Here is a 20,191-nt window from a genome sequence, read left to right on the forward strand (position 1 = left end):
AGGTTGCGCTATTCCCAAACCGAATTCTCTAACACGCTCAGTGCCTGAAACTTAGGCTTGGCAAACCAGTACCCCTGCATCAGGTCGATCCCCAGCGCCGCCAGGTGATCTCGTTCGGCACGGGTCTCCACGCCCTCGGCCAGGATCTCGATATCCAGTTCCTTGCAGATGGCGGCGATGCCGGCCACGATGGCCTGGCGCGGCTTGTCGGTGTCGATGTTGCGGACCAGGTCCATGTCGATCTTGATCAGATCGGGCTGGTATTCGGCCAGCAGGTTCAGGCCCGCGTAACCGGCCCCGAAATCGTCAATGGCGGTGCGGAAACCGAAGCGGCTGTATTCCCGGAAGATGTTCACCAGGTGCGGGCGGTCGACCACGCGCTCCCCTTCGGTTACCTCGAAGATGATGCGCTCGATCGGGAAGTCATGCTTGCGCGCTGCCTTGAAGGTGCTCTGGATGCAGACCTCCGGGCGATACACCGCATTGGGCAGGAAATTGATCGACAGGTACTGCGTCATGCCCAGCCGTGCCGCGCCTTCCACCGCCTTGGTACGGCAAGCCTGGTCGAAACGATAGACGTTGCTGTCGTTGACCTGCTCCAGCACCGTGTACGCGGGCTCGCCCTGCGGCCCGCGCACCAATGCTTCATAGGCGTACACCGAGCGCGTGGACAGGCGCACGATGGGCTGATAGGCATATTCAAACTCGATGTCCAGCTTACCGTCGTCCGAGCAGCCCTCGCAGGAGCGACGCGCGGCGTCCTCTCCCGGGCTGGCATTGGAGTCTGGAATGATGGGGATCATGCTTTCTCCGGTAAATCATTAGTTGCAAAACGGCATCTATGCTACCGCATCTTGCCAACGATACCAGAAGTTTCACAAGCCGATTGACTTCCATCCCTCGCGCCGCCACTGCTCCAGGCCTGCCTCTCCGAAACGCCACAGGTGCAGCCAGCCATGTTCCAGCAGCTGACGCACGATGGCGTGACGGCCGACGACGGCATCGATGGCCTCGGCCGGCGCATCGATCACGACGGTCAGGCGCAGCGGTTCATGCACCCACTGCTGGCCATCATGCAGCGACTGGCGTGACAGGCCGATGCGCAGATCGCCGCCATTGCCTTCGAACACACCGATGGTGCCCCCGACCACATTGTGCAAGAGCTTGTTGCCGCTGCCCAGGCGCTGCGGATCGCTGGTGGAGGCGTGATATTGCCAGTTGATCCAGTGCGTCACCAGCATGGGCGCGGTCATCAGCAGTTCCAGCACGCTGCCGTCCCGATCCTCGCTGGCCTCATAGTCATGCAGGAAACAGCGGCCACCCAGGTCCAGTCCACGGCTGCGTGAACGCGGGGCGATCAGGAAGGCGGCATTGCCGGTCAGGCCCCATTCAGGACGCGTCTCGGCACCGTCGTTGGCGCGGCGGCGCAGTTGCTTCAGCAAGGCCGGCGCGGCCTGGGCCGGCTCCATCCCCAGGCGCAGCGCACGCTCGCGGCGCACGTGGTCACCGGCTTCGGCCAGCACCGGCTGCAGGGCTTGCCAGCGCGCGCGGGCCGCTGCCGGCATCAGGTCGAGATCGAAGGCTTCGATTTCGTCGGTCGTGGTGTTGTGCAGGACGGCCAGGAAGTGGCTGTCTTCGGGAATGAAGATCTGCCGGTCCAGCAGGCCGCGGCGCACCTCCTGTTCGTTGAGCAACTGGGCCAGCGTGCGCGCGTTGACTTCGCCGGTCTGGCCGCAGCAGGCGCCACAGTCCAGCGCTGCCGCATGCGCGTTGTTGGCGGACTGGCTGCCATGGCCGGCCAGCAGCACCAGCGGGGCCACCTGGCGATCCAGGCCCATGGCGTGCAGCACGCGGGCGGCCAGCGCCACCTTGTCTTCCAGCGCGACGCCGACCAGTTGCGGCCGGCACACATCGCGATAGCGCGCCGGCAACCCGGCCAGGTCATCGCGCGCACGTTCGGCCTGGCCAGGCTGCAGCCATTTCCAGAGACCGCCCAGTGCTGTCACGCCCGCCACCTCGACGAAGGAAAACGCCGACCCCGGCCAGCGCGTATTGCCCTGCCACTGTTCCTTGAAGGCCAATGTCTTGCGCCGCGCCCGTGCCACGGCACTGGCCAGCACGCCGCCATCGGCGACCGTTCCGGCGGGGGCGACCACATCCTGCACCTGATAGGCCGGTGCCAGCAGGCCCGGCAACTGCGGACGGCTGGCCTCGGTGGCCAGCGGCGTGTAGGCCACCGGCAGGCCGAAGAAACCCGCGAAGCCCATCGTCTGCATGCCGGGATGGACCGCCTCCAGCGCCCGCCGTAGCGGTTCGCTGCGTACATCGATGCAGAATGCGGCTTGCACCTCGACCTGCGGCGCTGCATTGGCCGACTGTTGCAGCAAGGCTGCCGCCAGCTTGCGCTGGTAGCCGACCTCCAGTGCGACCTGCCAGAGTTCATCGACCAGCAGGTCCTGACGCACTTGTTCCAGACGCTCCTGCGAGCGTGCCCAGGCCTGTTGCACCGTGTGGAAGGCGTGGCTGGCGGCTTCGTCATCCTTGCACTCCAACAGCAAGGCACCCCAGGCCATGCGGATGGCCAGCAATTCACGCAGGTGTTCATCACTGCCGCCTGCGAGTTTGGCCTCCCAGCCCAGATAGGCACACCACGAGGCCCAGCCATTGACGGTCAGCAGGACCGATTCAAGATAGTCGGCCCAGACCTCGGGCGGCAGGTCCATGCGCCGCATCACCCAGCGTTCGGCCTCGCGCGCGCAGGCCGGCAGCGCCCGGACGCCATCGGCGATGTGCGGCAGGCCCATCAGCAGGCCGATGCCGTGGTCGTGTTCCAGCGTCTCGCGCCAGAAGGCATACAGGCCCATGCCGCGTTCAGGCTGCCAGTCGGCCTGGTGCTGGTCGAAGTAGGCGGCACAGGTCTGGCTGACCTGGTGCGTGATGGCCTGCCGCCAGGAGAGCCGGGTGTGGCGCTGGGGATCGTTGTCCAGCACGTCGATCAGCAGCGGCAGCCTTGGCGCCGGGCCGGTGGCGGCCGGTACCGACAGACAGTGGGCAACGTCGAAACCGCGTTCCTGGGCCTCGATCGAGTGTGCCAGGGCGTATTCCAGATCTGCTTGGGTCACCCGGCCCTGGTCCCAGGCCTGCTGCAGCTGTTCCTTGGGCGGAAAGACCTGGATCCCGCCCAGCAGGGCCATGCGCGCGGCTACCTGGCGCAGCGGCATGCCGACCCGCGACCAGTGCGGATTGACGGCGATGGCACGATCCAGTGGCCAAGCCGGGGCGATGGCACCGCAGGCGTCCTGGCAGGCTTGCTGCAATTGCTGCTCCAGCTCGGCGCTCCACGCAGCGATCGGCGCGGCGGCTGGTCCTTGGCTATCTTGGGCTAATGCGTTCATGCTGTTTCTCCGGTGAGGCGGGCTCAGCCCTGGCTACGGCCATCGGCGGCGAGATTGTTCACTTGTTGTTCGGCAGCGGCCCGGCGGGCACTGGGAGCCCAGTTCGAGGGCCACAACTGCAGCGCCAGGCGGGTATAGGCTTCATCGAGGTAGAAGCCGGCGTAGCTGCGGCGTCGCCAGGCGGCCATGGACTGCGGTGCCAGTTGCAGCAAGCCCATGCAGACATACAGGGCCAGCATCGCCAGCAAGGCCGTCACGCCGAACACGGCACGCGGGTAATCGTTGACGTGCAGCGGCAGCAGGTGGGCCACCAGGGCCGCGAGGGTCAGGCCGGCCGCACCCAGCAGGCCCAGCAGCCAGCCGCGCAGGCCGCCACTGCCCTTGGCCATGGAGCGCCACAGCAGCGGTGCCCAGGCCAGCCCGAGGATGCCGCTCCACCACCATGGCCAGGCCGCATGCGGGCTCAGGCTGTGCAGGCCCAGCACCAGGGCGATGCTGACCATCGGGGCGAGGATCACGCTCCAGGCCGACGGCAGCGCCGGGCTGTGCAAGGCCGACAGGCGGGTCTCCCGCACCACCGAGGAGGCCGACAGGAAGGCGTGTGCCTTGTACAGCGAGTGGCCGATCAGGTGCAGCGCGGCGAACAGGTACAGTCCGGCGGCGCACTCCAGCAGCATGAAGCCCATCTGTGCCACGGTCGACCAGGCCAGTTTGACCTTGATGCTGATGCGGGTCAGCATCACCAGCCCGGCCAGCAGCACGGTACCGGCGCTGACGATGAGCAGCACGGCGCGCGCCGCGACGGCCTGCTCCAGCAAAGGAGCAAACCGCACCAGCACGAAGCCGCCCAGATTCACCACGCCGGCATGCAGCAGCGCCGAGACCGGGGTCGGCGCTTCCATCACCTGAATCAGCCAGCCGTGTACCGGTAGCAGCGCAGTGCGCAGGATCACCGCCAGGGTCAGGCACAGTGCGCTGATCTGCAGGCTGGTGCTCATGCCGTGCTGGCTCAGGTAGGCCCATAGGTTCGAGAAGGAGCCGCTGCCCACGGTCGTCCAGGCCAGTGCGGCCGCCGCGATCAGCAGGCAGTCGGCGATGCGGTCGGCGATGCTTTTCTTGTACGAAGCCAGACGGGCAAAGGGACGTTCCGGATAGAAGCACAGCAGGCGTTGCAGGGCCAGGCCCACGACGGCCCAGGCGGCGATCAGCACCACCCAGTGATCAGCCAGCAACAGCAGGTGGACGGCAGTCAGTACCAGCGCGAGCGCCGCGGCATACTGGCGCTGGCCGGCTTCACCCTGCAGGTAGCGTGCCGAAAAACTGCCGATGACGGTGCCCAGTCCCTGTACCAGCAGGGCCAGCACCAGGCCCAGCGTGGACGGATGCAGCACGCCCGGCCACGGGGCGCTGTCGCGTGCCATCACCAGGTTGAACAAGGTCAGCAGCAAAGCCAACAGGGAGAGCGACTGGAACAGCGTCCAGACGCGCGGCGGTGCCAGCCGGGACAGACACAGCGCCAGGGCGGCGGCCATCGTCAGCGCGGGCGGTGCCCAGGCGCTGCAGGAAATCAGGGGGATGGTCGTCATGACAAGAACCTCATGCATTGGAATGGCATCATGATGCTTGCCATCGATCGTTCTGTAAATTACATTTATCAGAACAAATTCATTCATAAAATCGAACGATGCGCCTAGAACAGCTTAACTTTCATCATTTGCGTTATTTCTGGCGGGTGGCCAAGCTCGGCCATCTGACACGGGCGGCGGAAGAGCTGCACACCTCGCAATCCGCCGTGTCCGCGCAGATCCGCCAGCTCGAAAAGCAGCTGGAAGAAGATCTCTTCATCCGTGAAGGCCGCCGCCTGACGTTGACGGACACCGGGCAATTGGTGTTCACCTATGCCGACAATATCTTTGGACTGAGCCAGGAGCTGCTGGGCCGGCTGGAGGGCCGCTCGGCCGGGGTGACGCGCCTGCGGGTGGGCAGCGTGGCCACACTGTCGCGTAACTATCAGGAAAACTGGATCCGTCCCATGCTCTCTGACCCCTCGGTCTCCCTGACGCTGGAGTCGGGCTTGCTGGAAGGGTTGCTGGAGCGGCTGATGCAGCATCAGCTTGATGTGGTGCTGGCCAATGAGACCGTGCCCTCCGACCCGGATCGGCCCCTGCACTGCCGCTTCCTGGGCAGCCAGGCGGTCTCGGTGGTGGGTCCGGCGCACCGCTGGGAGGCACGCAGCCTGCGCATTCCGCAAGACCTGGAAGGCGTCGACATGGCCCTGCCCGGCCCGCGTCACGCCCTGCGCATGCAATTCGACGCGCTGTGCATCTCCAACGACGTGCGCCCGCGCATGCGCGCCGAGGTCGACGACATGGCCATGCTGCGCCTGATCGCGCGCGACAGCGGCTGGCTCACCGTGTTGCCGGAGGTGGTGGTGCAGGACGAACTGCGCAATGGTGCCCTGGTCGTGGCCGGCCAGACCAGCGATCTGGTGGAAAGCTTCTATGCCATCACCACGCCGCATCATCACTACGACGAGCTGCTGGACCGGCTGCTGGCGGGCGGTCCCGTCCCTTCTTGATCTTCGAGGAAGATTGTTTCAGTCGCACGCTGGTTACCGGCCAGAAATAAATGCTACTCCTTGGTAGAATGCAAGAAGATTTGCGCAAATATATGTACGCTAATGCCAATATTGCCAACGTGGTAATGGCGTACACTTGGGCAACTCAGGGGGCAAGTGTTGTCGAGCTTGCTGCTTCACGACAAGAAACCCGGCGGGCACGATGAGGAAGGCACTTTTCAGGTATCGCGACGAGCTGGTCAGGATAGAGCTCAAGTGTCCGGGCGACGCCGGCACCGGCTGGACCTGGGATCTCTATATCAATGGCGAACTGCAATTCTGTGGCGAAGATGCCCCGTTTGCGTTCGCTGAAGAGGCGATGGCGGCCGCCAAGCAGGCCAGCCGCCACCTGATCGATCTGCTGCACGCCTCCCACTGAGCAGCGCAGCGCGCTTGCCACAGCTGTTTCAGCGAATCACCCATCGTTTCACACCCTCCTCTTGCTTCGCTTCCGGTTCAGAAAGCCTTGCCATCTTCATGTCGCGCATTTATTATATGAATTAATATATTATTAAATTGAATAGTGTTCACCATGACCAGCCCCAGCTCGCTACAAGCCGACCAGATGCGCCGCGCCGCCGGCCAGGCGGTGGCCGCGTTGAAGGTACTCGCCAATGAAGACCGGCTGTTGCTGATGTGCCAGCTATCGCAGGCTGAAATGTGCGTCAGCGAACTGGAGGAAACACTCGATATCCGCCAGCCCACGCTGTCCCAGCAACTTGGCGTGCTGCGCAACGAAGGGGTGGTCAGTACGCGGCGCGAGGGCAAGCGGGTGTACTACCGTGTCGCCGATCCCAAGCTGCTTGAGATGCTGGGACTGATGTACCAACTTTATTGCCCCAAGGAATGAGCATGGACATGGCGTGGAATGCCTTCACCCCCGTCGCCTCGCTGGCTGGTGGCCTGCTGATCGGAGCGGCCGCCAGCGTGCTGGTGCTCTGCAATGGACGCATTGCCGGCATCAGCGGCATCGTCGCCGGGCTGCTGCCGCCCTCGGCATCGGATCGCGCCTGGCGCGCCCTCTTCGTTCTCGGCTTGCTTCTCGCGCCGCTGCTGGTGTCACTGGCAAGCGCCCTGCCCGCGCCCCGCATCGATGCCGGCTATGCGGCCATCGTACTCGCAGGCCTGCTGGTCGGCGTGGGGACCCGTTACGGTGCCGGCTGCACCAGTGGTCACGGCGTCTGCGGCTTGTCGCGCCTGTCGCCACGCTCGGCGGTGGCGACGGCGTGCTTCATGGCGGCCGGATTCCTGAGTGTCTATCTGCTGCGCCACATGCTGGGGTTGCAAGGAGTACTGCCATGAGGCTCCTGCGCAACCTCGCCGCGCTGGCCGCTGGCTTGCTGTTCGGCTTAGGCCTGATCGTCTCGGGCATGGCCGATCCGGCCAAGGTATTGGGCTTTCTGGATCTGGCTGGCAAGTGGGATCCGTCGCTGGCCCTGGTGATGGGCGGGGCCATCGCCATCGGGCTGCCGGCCTTCACGCTGGCACGCAAGCGTCAGCGGACACTGCTGGGCGAACCGATGCAATTGCCCACGGCGCGCACCCTCGACCGCCGGCTGATGCTGGGCAGCTTGCTCTTCGGCATCGGCTGGGGCATTGCCGGCATCTGTCCGGGACCGGCATTGGTCTTGCTAGGCATGGCATCGGGCAAGGGCCTGGCCTTCGTGCTGGCCATGCTGGCCGGCATGCTGCTGTTCCGCTGGAATGAGCGGTTTTGGGCGAAATGAATGTTGCTGCACGCAGGGTGTCCTTACAGGGGGCCTCTTGCCGTAATCTGCCCGTTTGAATGTGAAGAAAAAACACCAAGATCACCCATGGACAATCTGCATATCGAAGGTCATTTCGACACCATCACCAGTACCGTCAGCTACCTCGTGCTGGACCGCGCCACCTTGCACTGTGCGCTGGTGGACAGCGTGCTGGACTACGACCCCAAGTCCGGCCGCACCTCCACTCGCAGCGCCGATCATCTGATCGCCCGTGTGCAGGCACTCGGTGCGACGGTGCAATGGATACTGGAAACGCATGCGCATGCCGACCATCTCTCCGCCGCGCCCTACCTGAAGCAGAAGCTGGGTGGCCGCATCGCCATCGGCGAGCACATCCGCCAGGTGCAGCAGGTCTTTGGCAAGCTCTTCAACGCCGGCACCGAATTCGAGCACGACGGCAGCCAGTTCGATCATCTCTTCACCGATGGCGAAACCTTCCGGATCGGCCAGCTGCAGGCGCGCGTGATGCACACGCCTGGGCATACTCCGGCTTGTGTCACCTATGTAGTGGAAAAAGACGGACACAGCGCCGCCTTCGTCGGTGACACGCTGTTCATGCCCGACTATGGGACGGCGCGTTGTGACTTTCCGGGCGGAGATGCGCGGCAGCTGTTCCGTTCAATCAATGCGGTGCTGTCGCTGCCGCCGCAGACACGCCTCTTCATGTGCCACGATTACCAGCCGGGGGGCCGCGAACTGCGCTTCGAGACCACCGTGGCGGAAGAACGCCAGCACAACATTCACGTTCGCGAAGGGATCAGCGAAGAGGCATTCGTGGCCATGCGCAGCGCGCGTGATGCCACGCTGGACATGCCGGTGCTGCTGCTGCCTTCGGTACAGGTCAATATGCGCGCCGGACAGATGCCGCCAGCGGAAGGCAATGGTGTGCGTTATCTGAAGATCCCGCTCAACGCGGTGTGAGCAAGGTCAGCTGTGTCCGGCGGACTGGAACAGACCCAGCAGCGCGAGGCCGCCGATCAGTGCCAGGATGAGGATGCCGGCCACGATGGCGATGGCGGCTTTGGGCTTGCGATCAGCCATGATGAGATCTCCCTTGATGCATGGATGTAATGGGGTCTGCGGACGGATCGCTCAAAATTCAGAATGAAGACTCATCCGCAAGCGTTCACCCTAGCAAGCGGAGTCGGGCAACGGCATCAGCGCCAGCCTGGAAATGGCCTTCCGAAAGCCTGTCATCCTCGTGGGACAAACGGCGGTCAAGCTGCGCCATCCGTTCGCCATCAAATACGAATTGCCCTCATTTTCGCTAATTGTCGTGGCCTTTGCCGCAGCACAGCCCTAGAATCTGCGCCATTCCGCAACCCTGTATATGAACAGAAGTGTCATGGCCAAATTCCATCTCGAACATCACAAGGTCGACGCCATCTCCTGGCTACGCGCCGCCGTCCTGGGTGCCAACGACGGCATCGTCTCCACTGCCAGCCTGCTGGTGGGCGTGGTGGCGGCCAATGCCACGCATGAGAACGTGCTGCTGACCGGCGTCGCCGGCCTGGTCGCGGGCGCCATGTCGATGGCGACCGGCGAATATGTCTCCGTGCACTCACAAGCGGACAGTGAACACGCCGCCCTGAGCCAGGAGCGCGAAGAACTGGCCACGGATCCGGAAGGCGAACATCGCGAACTGATGGGCATCTACATGCGCCGGGGACTGAGTCAGGAGACCGCGCATCAGGTCGCCACCCAATTGATGGCCCACGATGCCCTCGATGCGCATGCGCGCGATGAACTGGGCATTTCCGAAACCACGGCAGCGCGGCCGGTCCAAGCGGCCATCGTCTCGGCCCTGAGCTTTGCCGTCGGTGCGGCCTTGCCACTGGCGGTGGTGCTGCTGGCACCGGTCGCCAGCCTGTTGCCGGCCATCGTGATCGCCGCCCTGCTGTCGCTGGCAGTACTGGGTGCGGTCGCGGCCAAAACCGGTGGTGCCAACTTGTGGAAGGGAGCCTTGCGGGTGAGTTTGTGGAGCTCGCTGGCCATGGGGTGTACGGCGGCGATCGGGTCTTTCTTCGGCGCGGCCGTCTAGCCATCAAAGCCAACCCAGCCATTGCCCCCAAATCAGTTGGCCGAGATAGCGTGACGGCAGCAACGTGAAGACCCCCGCCACCAGGCAAGCACCGATGTAGACCCGCTGCATGGTGCGCCGATGCAGTGCGATATCACCACGCATCACCGCCGAGAGCCCGCGGTAGAGCAGGAAGGCCGTAGCTGGCACCAGCAGATGCAGCGGCGTATAGCCCGCGATGTTGGGCAGGTCATGCGAACGGATGAAGAGCGCCGAAAGGACGGTAACGGCCATGCAGCTGAACCAGGCATAGCCCAGGACGCGGTGCCATCGTGGCCGCACCGTGCGGCCGAGCCGGGCCCAGAAGGCGAAGGGTCCAATGACGACCGCAGCGAGTGCGACGCTCAAATGGAGTGCGATGAGAGGTGTGAGGGACATGGCAGGCTTTCAGCGAATCGGTGGAGCGATTCTGCTGAGGCTGCTGGCAGGACGATAGCGGGATGCGACGAAATGCAGATGGGATGCCGCAGAGTGCAGCGGCAAGGCGAATTAGTGTCGTCAAGGCCGCCCAAGTCCGATCAACACTTGCCGCAATACCCCGACCACCTACGCGAGGGATGGGCCGTCCTCAGCGGTGGTGGCGGAGCAAGCACGTCGGGGTCGGAAACACGACGAACCACTCGGGCACCCGACCCGGGCCGCCGGAGGCACCCCCGCTGCCGTATCACCCGCTGCGATCCGAACTCTCCTCCCCCACCAGCTCCCTGACCCTGCGCGCCAGTACATCGGCCGCAAACGGCTTGGTCAAGACCTGCATCCCGCGTTCAAGATGACCATGATTGAGCACCGCATTCTCGGCATAGCCGGTCACGAACAGCACCGGCAATTCGGGCCGCGGTGCGCGGATGGCATCGGCCAGCTGGCGGCCGTTCATGCCATTGGGAAGCCCGACGTCGGTGACCAGCAAATCCAGCTCGGGATAAGCGGCCAAGACGCGCAAGGCCGAGGGACCATCTTCCGCCTCCAGCACGCTGTAGCCCAGATCGCTCAGGACCTCCACCGTCACCATGCGCACCAGCGGTTCGTCATCGACCACCAGAATGGTCTTGCTGCCAGGCGCTGCCGCCGCAGAGCCGTCGTCCGGCAACGGCAGGTCCTCTTCCCCGGCTTCGCCCAGGTGGCGTGGCAGGTAGATGCAGAGCGTCGCGCCCTGACCCAGTTCTGAATAAATGCGCACCGCACCGCCCGACTGGCCGGCAAAACCATACACCATGGACAGCCCCAGCCCCGTGCCCTGCCCGGTCGGCTTGGTGGTGAAGAAAGGATCAAAGGCGCGTGCCACCACATCCGGCGACATGCCGGTGCCGGTATCGCTCACGCACAGCGACACGTACTGGCCCGGCGGCACACCGCGCTGCATGGCGGCAATGTCGTCCAGCCAGCGGTTGGCGGTTTCAATGGTCAGCCGCCCGCCGTGCGGCATGGCGTCGCGCGCATTGATGCACAGATTGAGCAAGGCGTTTTCCAGCTGGCCGACGTCCACGAAGGTGTTCCACAAGCCACCTGCCGCGATGGTTTCCACCGTGATCGCCGGGCCCACGCTGCGGCCTATCAGTTCGTGCATGTCAGCCACAATGCGGTTCAGGTCGGCTGATTTCGGATCCAGCGTCTGCCGGCGCGAGAAGGCCAGCAGCCGCTGCGTCAATGAAGCCGCACGCTTGACGGCAGATTGCGCGCCATTGAGGTGGCGCTCGATGTCCGAGATGCGGCCCTGGGCCAGCCGCACTTTCATCAGTTCCAGGCTGCCGCTGATGCCGGCCAGGATGTTGTTGAAGTCATGTGCCAGGCCGCCGGTGAGCTGGCCCACCGCTTCCATCTTCTGCGCCTGGCGCAGGGCTTCCTCGGCTTCCAGCAAGGCAGTGGTGCGTTCCTGCACACGTTGTTCAAGCGTGTCGTTGAGGGCGCGCAGCGCAGCCAGTGCGCGATCGCGTTCGGCTTCGACGGCGCGCCGCCCTTCGATGTCGATCAGCACACCGGGGAAGGTGCTGGCATGGCCGTCCGAGGTCAACTCCACGCGGCCATTGGCTTCCAGCCAGTAGTAGCGGCCGTCGCGGCGGCGCGTGCGGTATTGGTGGGCATAGGCACCGCCACGCGCCAGGGCTTCGCGGATGCGGGTGGAAAGCAGATCACGGTCGTCCGGATGCACTGACTGCATGAGGTCTTCCAGCTTCAGGCCAGCCAGGCCCTTCTCAGGGGGAACGCCGAAGGCGGCCGCAAAACCGTCATCCACGCTGAACCGGTCGGAGGGGATGTCCCAGATCCAGGTACCGATGATGGCCCCGGCCTCCATGGCCAGCTGCACGCGCTGGACGTTCTCGCGCAGAGCGGCTTCGGTACGGCGGCGTACGGTAATGTCGCGGAACAGCACCGAGACCTGCCGCATCTCCACCGGCCCGACGCGCGTGGCCGAGACTTCGATGTGCCGGCCCACGGCCTGGAATTCCTGTTCGAAACGCAGCGGCTGGCCGGTCAGCAGGACCTGGCCATAGACATCCAGCCAGACCTGGGCATTGTCCGGCTCGATCTCGCGCAGGCGTTTGCCGACAATGCCCTCGATGCCGGTATGCCGGTAATAGCCCGAATTGGCTTCGATGTGGACGTAGTCACTGAGCGGTCCATGCGGACCATCGATGAATTCGATGATGCAGAAACCGTCATCGATCGCCTCCAGCAAGGCGTGCCGATACGCTCTGCTCAAAGGAGAATTGCTTTCCATTGCCGTTGCCGCTTGCTGATCCAAGATTACGCCCTTCCTCGTCGCACTGTTCTGATTGAGCGTCCTCCGCCACCACGCTTGCGTCGTTACGGTAGAGCTTGTCGGCATAGTAATGGAATCCCTGACCCTGCGGCCAGTTTCCCGGACAAATCCCCCCGCCATGACAGTCCATGTGGCTGCCCTTACAATGGCAGCCCGCTGCTGGTTGGCGCGCTCTTTCTTGTTGATTGGCTTTTATGACTACCGCTTCCTCCAAAACGCTCCCGTCCTCGCAAAATATTCCTGCCCGGCTGGATCACGTGGTCCTCAATACCCACTACCAGATCGATCGTGCCCACGCGCAACTGCATGCGCTCGGTTTTACGCTGACACCGCGCGGCCATCATACGTTGGGCTCGGTGAACCATCTGGTCATGTTCGAAGGCGGTTACCTGGAGCTGATCGGCCAGCCCCGGGAGAGCGAAAAAGTCCGCCAGGAAATCCTCGACAGTCCGCTCGGCCTCGATGGCCTGGTCTATGCCGTCGATGACGTTCCCGCCTGCCACGATGCCTGGCAGGCGCTGGGGCTGGCCGTGCAACCGGTGCAGCACTTCTCGCGGCCGGTGGAAGTGGACGGGGTGGCCATCGATGCGCGCTTCTCCACGGTCCGCCTGATTCCCGGCCAGTTCGCCGCCGGACGCGTCTATGCCTGCCATCACTTCACGCCCGAACTGGTCTGGCGTCCGCAGTGGATGGCCCACGCCAATGGTGCGCGCGGTGTTGCCAGCATGGTCGTGGTGGATCGCGATCCTCAGGCGACCCGCCTTTCCTATGCACGGCTGGGCCAGTGGGAAGACGGCTTCCAGCTGGAGTTCCTGAATGCTCCTGCCCTCGCTTCACGTCTCGACACGTTGGCCGAGCATGCTCCCTCGCGGCCGGCGGCCTTTGCCATGCTGCATTTCTTCGGGGCGGACCGGGCCATTGTCGCCGCAGGTGCGCGCTCCCTCGGATTGCCGTTGCAGCAGGATGCGCAACGGGTGCTGGTGGCCCTGCCCGATTTTGATGCGGTCTTCGAATTCACCGACTGAAACGTAATCCTTTCAAGAGGGTGCCGCAGCGGCATGCGGCGCGCAGTCGTCGGGAATCTTCTGTCCCGGCGTAATCAATGGAATCACTGCGGCCACCGGCGCCACCAGCGCCAGCGCAGCGGCCGCACCAGCCCGCGCGGCCAGTGCACCCTTGCTGGCACCGATGTCCGGTTTTGCGAACGTGCCACGTACATACAAGGGCGTACGCAGCGACAGGATGCGAACCTGCTTGGTGCGCGGGACCACGTCCAGCGAGAGGGTTTCCTTGGCCAGATCAACCTGGCCGCTGATGTCGATGGCGGCATCCTCGGTATTGAGAATGCCATGACGCACCTGCGCCAGTCCGTCCTTGATGCCAACATCGGCGGCACCACACAGCAGCTTGACCTGCTGGTCCCGATACAGCTTGGCGAACACTGCATTGGCCAGGTTCAGGCCGGCCGCTTCCAGAATGAATTGACTGATGGTGCCCTGGCTGAGGTCCGCCTTGATTTCGCCATTGGCATGGGCCAGCATGGCTGCGACCGAATTGCCGCTACCAGTCAGCGTGGCGCGGCCATCGACCTTGCCGAAGCTGGCATCGATGCGGGCCAGACGCGGGAACAGTTCACGCACCTGCACACCCTGCACTTGCAGTTGCAGCTTCGCGCCGATATCGGTCTGGCGTCCGTCCAGGCGTATCTCTCCTTCTCCCTTGCCACCGGCCAGAGCAAAGTGCAGTGGCGCGGCGGTCAGCACCTGGTCTTGCAGGCGCAGCGTGGTGCTGGCGTCCTGCAGGGCGATGTCCGGATGCAACTGCACGCGTTTTGCATGCAAGGCGATCTCGGCATCCAGCTTGGCCCAGCGCTGTGGTTTGGCAGGCTGATCGGGAAGAACGCGGGTGTCGGTCTTGTCCGGATGCGCGCCGGATTTTTTCCCTGCATCGGGAACGTAGTCGGACAGGCGCAGCAGGCCCGCCTCCGCCGTCACGCGCAAGCGATTCTTGGGGGGGCCGCGGTAGTACTGCGCATCGCCGGAGAAATCACTGTCACCGACCTTTCCGGTGAAGTGCGCATAGTGCCAGTCCCAGGCGCGGGTCTCGGTATCGAGGCGGGTGATGCTGAGCTGACCTTGGGTCGTGAAGGGCCGCGTGGCGGGAAGCGGGACACCGCTGGCGGCGTAAAGCCGGTTGAGGCTGTCGCCGCTGAGTTGCAACTGCAGTTCGGCACGGGTCAATTGATGAGGATTGATGAGTTTGCCCGATAACGCCGTATGGACTTCGCCAACCTCACCTTCGGCCTGCAAGGGATAAATACTGTCTTCATTGAGGAGATCGGGCAAGGCTCCGCCGCGCAGATTGCCCTGAATGCTGGCATCTCCAAAGCGCCCGGTGATCGCGGCCTGCAACAGCATGGCCGATGGGTTGGCAGGGCCGACACTGGCAGCGCCTTCTGCCTGGCGTACCTCCGCGGCCTGGTTAGCCGAACTGACCAGCGGTCGAACATCGAAGTGCAGATCCATGTTCAGCGGCTGGTCGACATAACGGATCTGTGCGCGCTCGAAGACGATCTGATGAATGTCGAAACTCCAGCGTGAACGTGGCTGGTCGGAAAAGCGCCAGCTCTTGCGACGCTCATCGGCGCGTTCCATGACCAGGTCCAGGCCTTCGACGCGCAGGTCGGTAATGTGCCAATGCCAGCGCAGCAGCGGCAAGGGAGAAAAGTGCAGATCCAGCGTGCGGGCGCGCAGCAGGTGGTCGGCACTGCGGGCCCAATCGGGATTGCCGATGTGCAGTTCGCGTGCAGTGAAATGCAGTTGGGGGAGCCAGGGGCTGCTGCCGTCCTTGTGCGCAGGAGCCAGCGACCACCCCAGCGTGATGGGGCCATCGACACGAATCTCGCGCGCCAGCACAGCAGAGAGCTGGCGCGTGATCCAGGGCTTGGCCAGGTTCCAGTCGAACAGGGCAACGGCCAGCGCGAGCGTGGCCATCAATGCGACCAGCGTCAGGGCCACCCAGGTCAGGAACCTGAAACCCCGCCTCATCATGATGGTGATTGCCGTCTCCCCGCCCTCTCGCATGTTTCCCCTTCCTCCCTGGCCGCTGGCCATCGACTGATCTGCGTTCTGCAAACGCAACAGTATCAGCTGGCGGACGCGCCAAGGCTATAGGAGGCTGCGCCACCTGCTTGTCAGAGTAGCGGCAGCGCGGAGGGCAGCACCGTCAGGAACCGCTCAGAAGGTTTCCCAGAGGTCTTCGTCAGCGCGCGCTGCGGACTTGCTCGCGGGTGTGGACGCCGGGACCGCCACGGCAGGCGCACGGAGAACCGGGACGGCCGCTGCCTTCGGGGCCAGAACTGGCGGCCGGACCGGAGGCCGGACAGGTGCTGCCGGCTTGGCAGGCGCTGCCACGGTCACCTGCGGGCCTTGCGCCAGCTTGAAGATGCTGATCGCGGTGGCCAGGTTGGCGGCCTGGTCCTGCAGGGCTCCCGCAGCGGCAGCGGCCTGTTCGACCAGGGCAGCATTTTGCTGGGTGCTTTCATCCATCTGGCCCACTGCCCGGTTGATTTCCTCAATCCCGGTACTCTGCTCGACACTGGCGGCCGAAATCTCGCCGACGATGTCGGTAACGCTGCGCACGCTGCTGACCACCTGCTCCATGGTGTGGCCGGCTTCGGCCACCAGCAGGCTGCCGCCCTCCACCTTGGCGACGGAATCGCTGATAAGGCCCTTGATTTCCTTGGCTGCGGCCGCCGAACGCTGCGCCAGCGAGCGCACTTCAGAAGCCACCACCGCAAAGCCGCGGCCCTGCTCGCCCGCGCGCGCCGCTTCCACGGCAGCGTTCAGAGCGAGGATGTTGGTCTGGAAGGCGATGCCGTCGATGACACCGATGATGTCGACGATCTTGCGCGAAGACTGGTTGATTTCTTCCATCGTGGTTACCACGCGGCCGACGATTTCACCGCCTTGCAAGGCCACCTCGGAGGCCGTGGCAGCCAGTTGGTTGGCTTGGCGGGCATTGTCGGCGTTCTGGCGCACGGTGGAGGTCATCTCTTCCATGGCCGATGCGGTTTCTTCCAGCGAACCGGCTTGCTGCTCGGTGCGCGACGACAGGTCCATGTTGCCGCTGGCGATTTCTCCCGAGGCGGTGGCAATCGAGTCGGTACTGCGACGCACACCGGAGACGATGTCGACCAGGTTGTCGTTCATCTTGCGCAGGGCCGCCATCAGCTGGCCCGTCTCATCTCTGGAATGCGGTTCGATGCGCGTGGTCAGGTCACCGGCAGCGACGTTCTCGGCCACGCGGACGGCCTCGTTGAGCGGCTTGACGATGGAACGTACCATCAAATACCCCAGCAGGATCGCGGCCAGCACGGCGACCGCCGAGCAAGCCAGGGTGACCTGGATCGCCAGTGCGCCGTCAGCGACGGCCTGCGCACCTTCAGCACGCAGCTGACTGTCCTGGGAATCGGCGAAGGCGGTGGCGAGGGAAAGATAGGCGTTCTGGCTGTCGGTAATCTTGCGCAGGACGAATTCGTCGGCGGCATCGCCCTGGCCTGCCCGTATCAACGCCAGGAACTGCGTCCGGCTGGTCTCGAAGAGCTGGCGCGCATCATCCAGCGCCTTGGCCTTCTTCTGGCCTACTGCAGTCACCTGGCGCGCCGTGATCTTGTCCAGGGCTTCCTTGCTGGCGCGGACCGCAACGTCCAGCTGGCCGATGCGCTTTTCATTGGCGGCCGGATTGCCGATGTCGATGGCCATCCCACGCAGGTACTTGATCTGCTCGTTGACGCCGTCACGCAGGTCGAATGCCCAGCGCACCTTCAGGTAGCGGTCATTGACGATCTGGTCGATCGCACGATTGATGTTGTTGATCTTGATGAAGGCGGTGATGCTCACCACGGCCAGCAAGGCCACGATAAAAGCAAACACGATCGCCAGGCGCGCGCCGACCTTGAGATTCCCGAAATATCCAAACATGCTGGTTCCCTATGCTGTTCATTTATTGTCTGTCTCTTCCAGTCCTCGAAGATCCAGCTTCTTGTTATCGAACAGGGAAACAAGCTCCTCTGTATTTTTATTCTGGAGCCCGCATGATGCGCCAAGGCAACCCATCGTACAACCGTTGCGCGACACTATTTCAGCAAGTGTCGCAAAGTCATCACACAACTAGATGTATAAATGTGTTTGTTTGTAAATCTCTTGCTCAGAACACCACGCCAGCGCCGAGGATGATATTGGCGTAAGGGGTGCATTCCCCGGTGCGGATGTAGGCCTTGGCAGCGGCGGTTGCCTGCTTGAAGGCCTCATGCGAGAGGGCACGCGATTGCGGCAGGTCCAGCGCCGCAATCTGTGCAGCCAAGGCAGGGCTGACGGTCTGCATTTCATCGGCCACGACGTGGAATTCCACCTGCAATTCCGTGAGCACCGTCTTGAGTACCGTCATGAAGTCCGGCACGCCGCGGGTCACCGCCAGATCGATCACGGGGACACCTGCGGGGGCAGGCAAACCGACGTCCCCGATGACCAGCGTATCGCCATGCCCCATGGTGGCGATGACCTGGGAAATGGCAGCGTTGAGCAGAGCAGTCTTTTTCATGGCAATCAGAAAGATAAGCGATCAGAGCACGACTTCGTCGCGCGTGGGAATGGAGGTCTGGGCACCGACGCGGGTCACGCTCAGGGCGGCCGCCGCCTGGGCATAGGCGATGGCGTCGAACTGATCGCGGCCCTGCGCAATGGCACCGATGAAACCGCCGATGAAAGTGTCGCCTGCCGCCGTGGTGTCGATCGCCTGTACCTTGCGCGCCGGCAGATGGCGCTGCTGGCCGTCGGCGAAGGAGCCGTAGACGCCCTTCTCGCCCAGCGTCACCACCACGTTGCGCGCGCCCAGATCGTGCAACTTCTGCGCCAGCAGCGGGATGTCCTCGGATTGTTCCTCGGCCAACATGGCGGCTTCGATTTCGTTGAGGATCAGGTAATCGATCTTTTGCAGCAGTGCACGGGGCAAGGCTTGTGCCGGTGCGGGATTGAGTACTACGGTCTTGCCCAGGGCGTGAGCCAGTTCGATGCTGTGGATGACGGTCTCCATCGGCACTTCCAGTTGCAGCAGCATGATGGAAGCCTGTTCGATCACGGGGCGCGCGCGTTCGATGCGCTCCACGTCCAGACGGCCATTGGCACCGGCGGCGATGACGATGCTGTTCTGGGCATTGGCGTCGACCATGATGGAGGCAATACCGGTGGCTTCGCCCGCGACTTCGTCAATGTAACGGTCATCGATGCCGCAGGCGGTGATCGACTGGCGCATCTGGCCACCGAAGGCATCGTCGCCCACGCAGGCTACCATGGCCACCGAAGTACCAGGTGCGGCCAGGCGGGCGCAAGCCACGGCCTGGTTGGCACCCTTGCCGCCGGGGATGGTCATGAATTTGTCGCCAGCCAGGGTTTCGCCCGGCAAGGGCATGCGCGGGACGCGCAGGACCAGGTCCATGTTGACGCTGCCGATGATGACGATCATGTGTGTTCTCTCGTGCTCTGTTGAAGTGTTTCTTGTTCAGGTCGGGTTCCGGCGCGGGCCGGTCGAGCCGCGCAGCTGGAGTTGCGGCGCCACCGTCTCGCGGCGCGCCGGCAGGCTGGGGTCGGCGATGCGTTCCAGCAGGAACTGTGCCGTCAGGTTGCCCAGCTTGCGGGTATTTTGTGCCACCGTGGTCAGGGGCGGATGGACGAATTGCGCCAGTTCGATATCGTCGAAACCCACCACCGACAATTCGCCCGGCACCTCGATCTGCAATTCACCGGCTGCGCGCAACACGCCGATGGCCATCATGTCATTGCAGCAGAAGATGGCATCCGGCCGTGCGCCTTGCGCTCGTCCCTGCAGCAATTGCATCGCAGCCTGATAACCGCCGATGCCGCTGAAGTCGGCATGCAGCAGGTCGCCGTCGGCCAGCGCCAGGCCGCCCGCCTGCAGGGCCTGGCGGAAGCCCTGCACGCGCTCGTCCGATAGTTCCAGACCACCCGGCCCGGCGATGCAAGCCACGTGGCGGCGCTGCAAGTCCAGCAGATGGCGCGCCGCCAGGCTGCCGCCGAGCGCGTTGTCGGTGCTGACCAGATCGATGTCCAGCTCCTTGGGCGCACGGTCCAGCAGGACCGTCGGAATATCGAGCCTGCCCGCCGGATTGAGATCGGCCTGGTTCAGGGTGGCGATGATGAGGCCATCGCAGCGCTTGGTCTGCAGGACTTGCAGGTAGTCGCGCTGCTTGTCGGGATCATCGTCGGAATTGCAGAGGATGACGCTGTAGCCGGCGCCATAACAGTGGTCTTCGATTCCGCGCGCCAGCTCCGAAAAGTACGGGTTGGTGTTGTTGGGAATGATCAGGCCGATACTGCCCGTGACCTTGCTGCGCAATGACCGCGCCAGTGCGCTGGGCACGTAGTCCAGTTCCTTGACGGCGGCCAGCACGCGCTCACGGGCGTCGCTGCTGACCGGGCGCGTCTGGTTGAGCACATGCGAGACCGTGGTGTAGGACACCCCGGCCAGCCTGGCGACATCCTTGATGGTGGCCAT

General features: G+C 64.0%; 18 protein-coding genes. 8 read left to right on the forward strand and 10 right to left on the reverse strand.

All coding sequences use genetic code 11. The features are described from left to right. Positions 1-8: 8 nt before the first annotated feature. The 3 genes from MKD49_RS08560 to MKD49_RS08570 form a co-directional block, all read right to left on the reverse strand. Positions 9-803: an EAL domain-containing protein gene (locus MKD49_RS08560; RefSeq protein ID WP_121040218.1), complete on the reverse strand. Its 795-nt coding sequence runs from the start codon at positions 801-803 to the stop codon at positions 9-11. Positions 804-875: 72 nt separating this feature from the next. Continuing rightward, the gene (locus tag MKD49_RS08565) at positions 876-3,395 is read right to left on the reverse strand and encodes a YbcC family protein (protein ID WP_252696075.1); all 2,520 of its coding nucleotides are present in this window, start codon (positions 3,393-3,395) and stop codon (positions 876-878) included. Positions 3,396-3,418: 23 nt separating this feature from the next. Next, positions 3,419-4,981, reverse strand: coding sequence for an NADH-quinone oxidoreductase subunit L (locus MKD49_RS08570; RefSeq protein ID WP_252696076.1), 1,563 nt, complete (start codon positions 4,979-4,981; stop codon positions 3,419-3,421). A 98-nt stretch (positions 4,982-5,079) separates the two neighbouring features. Here MKD49_RS08570 and MKD49_RS08575 point away from each other — a divergent pair, with 98 nt between their 5' ends. From MKD49_RS08575 to MKD49_RS08605, 7 genes are all read left to right on the forward strand, one after another. Further along, positions 5,080-5,973 carry a LysR family transcriptional regulator gene (locus MKD49_RS08575; protein WP_252696077.1) on the forward strand — a complete coding sequence of 298 codons (894 nt, stop codon included), beginning with the start codon at positions 5,080-5,082 and terminating at the stop codon, positions 5,971-5,973. Positions 5,974-6,175: 202 nt separating this feature from the next. Then, a complete protein-coding gene (locus MKD49_RS08580; protein ID WP_034329223.1) occupies positions 6,176-6,391 on the forward strand; it encodes a hypothetical protein in 216 nt (71 codons plus the stop codon). 153 nt (positions 6,392-6,544) lie between these two features. Then, positions 6,545-6,862, forward strand: a complete 318-nt coding sequence (locus MKD49_RS08585; RefSeq protein ID WP_121040210.1) for a metalloregulator ArsR/SmtB family transcription factor — start codon at positions 6,545-6,547, stop codon at positions 6,860-6,862. Between the two features lie 2 nt (positions 6,863-6,864). After that, the gene (locus MKD49_RS08590) at positions 6,865-7,314 is read left to right on the forward strand and encodes a YeeE/YedE family protein (RefSeq protein WP_252696078.1); all 450 of its coding nucleotides are present in this window, start codon (positions 6,865-6,867) and stop codon (positions 7,312-7,314) included. Beyond that, positions 7,311-7,739: a YeeE/YedE family protein gene (locus MKD49_RS08595; RefSeq protein ID WP_252696079.1), complete on the forward strand. Its 429-nt coding sequence runs from the start codon at positions 7,311-7,313 to the stop codon at positions 7,737-7,739. The genes MKD49_RS08590 and MKD49_RS08595 overlap by 4 nt, the downstream gene beginning before the upstream one ends. A gap of 87 nt (positions 7,740-7,826) precedes the next feature. After that, positions 7,827-8,702, forward strand: a complete 876-nt coding sequence (locus tag MKD49_RS08600; protein ID WP_252696080.1) for an MBL fold metallo-hydrolase — start codon at positions 7,827-7,829, stop codon at positions 8,700-8,702. Positions 8,703-9,126: 424 nt separating this feature from the next. Continuing rightward, a complete protein-coding gene (locus tag MKD49_RS08605) occupies positions 9,127-9,822 on the forward strand; it encodes a VIT family protein (RefSeq protein ID WP_121040202.1) in 696 nt (231 codons plus the stop codon). Between the two features lie 3 nt (positions 9,823-9,825). Here the strand turns inward: MKD49_RS08605 and MKD49_RS08610 are convergent, their stop codons facing one another. After that, entirely contained in the window at positions 9,826-10,239 is a 414-nt protein-coding gene (locus MKD49_RS08610) for a DUF2306 domain-containing protein (RefSeq protein WP_252696081.1), read from the reverse strand. 286 nt (positions 10,240-10,525) lie between these two features. Beyond that, positions 10,526-12,577 carry a response regulator gene (locus MKD49_RS08615; protein ID WP_134136288.1) on the reverse strand — a complete coding sequence of 684 codons (2,052 nt, stop codon included), beginning with the start codon at positions 12,575-12,577 and terminating at the stop codon, positions 10,526-10,528. Between the two features lie 236 nt (positions 12,578-12,813). On the opposite strand from MKD49_RS08615, the gene MKD49_RS08620 reads away from it, so the two are divergent. Next, entirely contained in the window at positions 12,814-13,644 is an 831-nt protein-coding gene (locus MKD49_RS08620; protein WP_252696082.1) for a VOC family protein, read from the forward strand. A 12-nt stretch (positions 13,645-13,656) separates the two neighbouring features. Here MKD49_RS08620 and MKD49_RS08625 read toward each other — a convergent pair whose 3' ends face one another. From MKD49_RS08625 to MKD49_RS08645, 5 genes are all read right to left on the reverse strand, one after another. Next, positions 13,657-15,669 (reverse strand): AsmA family protein, encoded by a 2,013-nt coding sequence (locus MKD49_RS08625; protein ID WP_252696083.1) that lies wholly within the window; start codon positions 15,667-15,669, stop codon positions 13,657-13,659. A gap of 186 nt (positions 15,670-15,855) precedes the next feature. After that, positions 15,856-17,601 (reverse strand): methyl-accepting chemotaxis protein, encoded by a 1,746-nt coding sequence (locus tag MKD49_RS08630; protein ID WP_252696084.1) that lies wholly within the window; start codon positions 17,599-17,601, stop codon positions 15,856-15,858. 226 nt (positions 17,602-17,827) lie between these two features. Beyond that, complete coding sequence (gene rbsD / locus MKD49_RS08635; protein ID WP_252696085.1) at positions 17,828-18,220, reverse strand: D-ribose pyranase; 393 nt, start codon at positions 18,218-18,220, stop codon at positions 17,828-17,830. 21 nt (positions 18,221-18,241) lie between these two features. Beyond that, on the reverse strand, positions 18,242-19,141 hold the full coding sequence (rbsK, locus tag MKD49_RS08640) for a ribokinase (RefSeq protein ID WP_252696086.1): 900 nt from the start codon (positions 19,139-19,141) through the stop codon (positions 18,242-18,244). Positions 19,142-19,177: 36 nt separating this feature from the next. Beyond that, positions 19,178-20,191 (reverse strand): LacI family DNA-binding transcriptional regulator, encoded by a 1,014-nt coding sequence (locus MKD49_RS08645; RefSeq protein ID WP_252696087.1) that lies wholly within the window; start codon positions 20,189-20,191, stop codon positions 19,178-19,180.

Source organism: Herbaspirillum sp. WGmk3, assembly GCF_023952535.1.
GTDB classification, from domain to species: domain Bacteria; phylum Pseudomonadota; class Gammaproteobacteria; order Burkholderiales; family Burkholderiaceae_D; genus Herbaspirillum; species Herbaspirillum huttiense.